At 69.4% G+C, this 1,765-nt stretch carries 2 protein-coding genes and 1 pseudogene; 1 reads left to right on the top strand and 2 read right to left on the bottom strand.

Annotated features, from left to right (window positions below):
- Together G6026_RS16660 and G6026_RS16655 are read right to left on the bottom strand one after the other, a co-directional pair.
- Positions 1 to 229: pseudogene (locus tag G6026_RS16660) on the bottom strand (acyl-CoA dehydrogenase); the annotation flags it as partial.
- A 1-nt stretch (position 230) separates the two neighbouring features.
- Positions 231 to 1,481: an acyl-CoA dehydrogenase family protein gene (locus G6026_RS16655; protein WP_182613821.1), complete on the bottom strand. Its 1,251-nt coding sequence runs from the start codon at positions 1,479 to 1,481 to the stop codon at positions 231 to 233.
- 108 nt (positions 1,482 to 1,589) lie between these two features.
- Between G6026_RS16655 and G6026_RS16650 the strand changes: the two genes are divergently transcribed.
- Positions 1,590 to 1,765 (top strand): ferredoxin (locus G6026_RS16650; RefSeq protein WP_182613820.1); only part of this gene is annotated, 176 nt, incomplete at its 3' end.

Raw genomic sequence — 1,765 nt, 5'->3', positions numbered from 1 at the left:
CGCCGCCGAGCGACTCCGGGGCCAGGGCGGCGGGCACGCCCGCGCGGACCAGTTCGTCCCAGAAGCGGGCATGGAACCGGGCGGTCTCACGGCCCGTGCCGCCGGACTCGGTGCCGGGTCCGAACCGCGCGTCGAGCTCGCGGAGTGACTCGTCGGTGACCAGCCGCTCGCCCATGTCGCGGACGAGGGCGGTCAGGTCGGTGGTGGTGTCGTCGACGCGGAAATCCATCTCAGCGCTCCTTGCTGGACGTGGCGGGGGCGATCCGCGGCGCCGGTGGCAACCCGAGTCCGGCGGCGGCGATGATGTCGCGCTGGACCTCGTTGGTGCCTCCGCCGAAGGTGAGGATGAGGGCCGAACGATGCAGCTTCTCGATGCGCCCGTGGAGGACGGCGGTGGGGGAGTGGGAGCGTTGGAACCCGGCGGAGCCCAGCACCTCCATGAGGAGCCGGTACGCCTCGCACGCGGTCTCGGTGCCGTACACCTTGGTCGCCGACGCGGCGATGCGGGTGGGCGTGGTGGAGTCGGCGGAGACGATCTCCCAGTTGCGCAGCGCCAGGTACTCGGCCATCGCGTGGACGCGGGCCAGGTGGGTGCGCACCCACTCGTTGTCGATCACGTCTCCGCCGCCGGGCAGGCCGACGTCGGCCGCACGCGTGGTGCGCGCCCACTCCAGGACCTGCCGGAGCGAGGCCTGGAGCGGACCGGCGGCCGTGAGGGCGACCCGCTCGTGGTTGAGCTGGTTGGTCATGAGCGGCCACCCGCCGTGTTCGGGCCCGACCAGGTTGGAGGCGGGCACCACCACGTCCTGGTAGTAGGTGGCGCTGGTGTCCGGGCCCGCCATCGTGTGGACGGGAGTCCACGAGAACCCCTCGGCGTCGGTGGGCACCATGATCATCGAGATGCCCTTGTGTCGCTTGGCGTCCGGATCGGTGCGTGCGGCCAGCCAGATCCAGTCCGCGTAGGCCACGAGGGACGTCCACATCTTCTGCCCGTTGATGCGGTACACCTCCCGGCCCGCGTGCTCCCCGGTCCCGGCCTCGCGCACGGCCCGGGTCTTCAGGGAGGCGAGGTCGGTGCCCGATTCCGGCTCGGAGTAGCCGATGCCGAAGTGCAGCTCGCCGCGGCTGATCCGGGGCAGGAAGTAGCTCTTCTGCTCCTCGGACCCGAAGGCCATGATCGTCGGCGCGACCGAGTTGATGGTGAGGAAGGGCACCGGGACCCCGGCGATCGCGGCCTCGTCGGTGAAGATCAACTGCTCCACCATCGGGCGGTTCCGACCGCCGAACTCCTCCGGCCATCCGATCGTCAGCCAGCCGTCGCGGCCCATCTCGGCGACGATCTCACGGTAGGCGTTGCCGTGGCCGTATTCGCCGGTCGTGGAGGTGAAGGCCTCTCGGCGCTCGGGGGTCATCAGGGCGGAGAAGTACTCGCGCAACTCCCCGCGCAGCCGTTGCTGGTCTGTGGTGTAGGTGATGTCCATATGCCCTAAGCTCATCTCGAGTGGAACACGTTCTAGTGTCGTGTCTCACATAGTATCGAATCATGCTCGCGGCCACAGTGGTCGCGGGCCCGGCCAAGGAGGACGGGTATGAGGATTGACGTGGATCCCGACCGCTGCGAGGGGCAGGCCGTGTGTGTCGGGCTCGCCCCGAAGGTCTTCGAGTTGAACGACGACGACGAGGTGGTGCGGGTGATCGTCGACGAGGTCCCCGAGGAACTGCAGAAGCGCGCGCTCAAGGCTGTCGAGAAGTGCCCGATGGCGGC

Origin of the sequence: Dietzia sp. DQ11-38-2 (genome assembly GCF_014145055.1) — a bacterium.
Lineage (GTDB): Bacteria > Actinomycetota > Actinomycetes > Mycobacteriales > Mycobacteriaceae > Dietzia.
This window is presented reverse-complemented; position numbering and strand designations above follow the sequence as displayed.

Bases quoted from the DNA above. Each gene is read 5' to 3' on its own strand.
- G6026_RS16655 (WP_182613821.1), bottom strand. From the start codon at position 1,481: ATGGACATCACCTACACCACAGACCAGCAACGGCTGCGCGGGGAGTTG.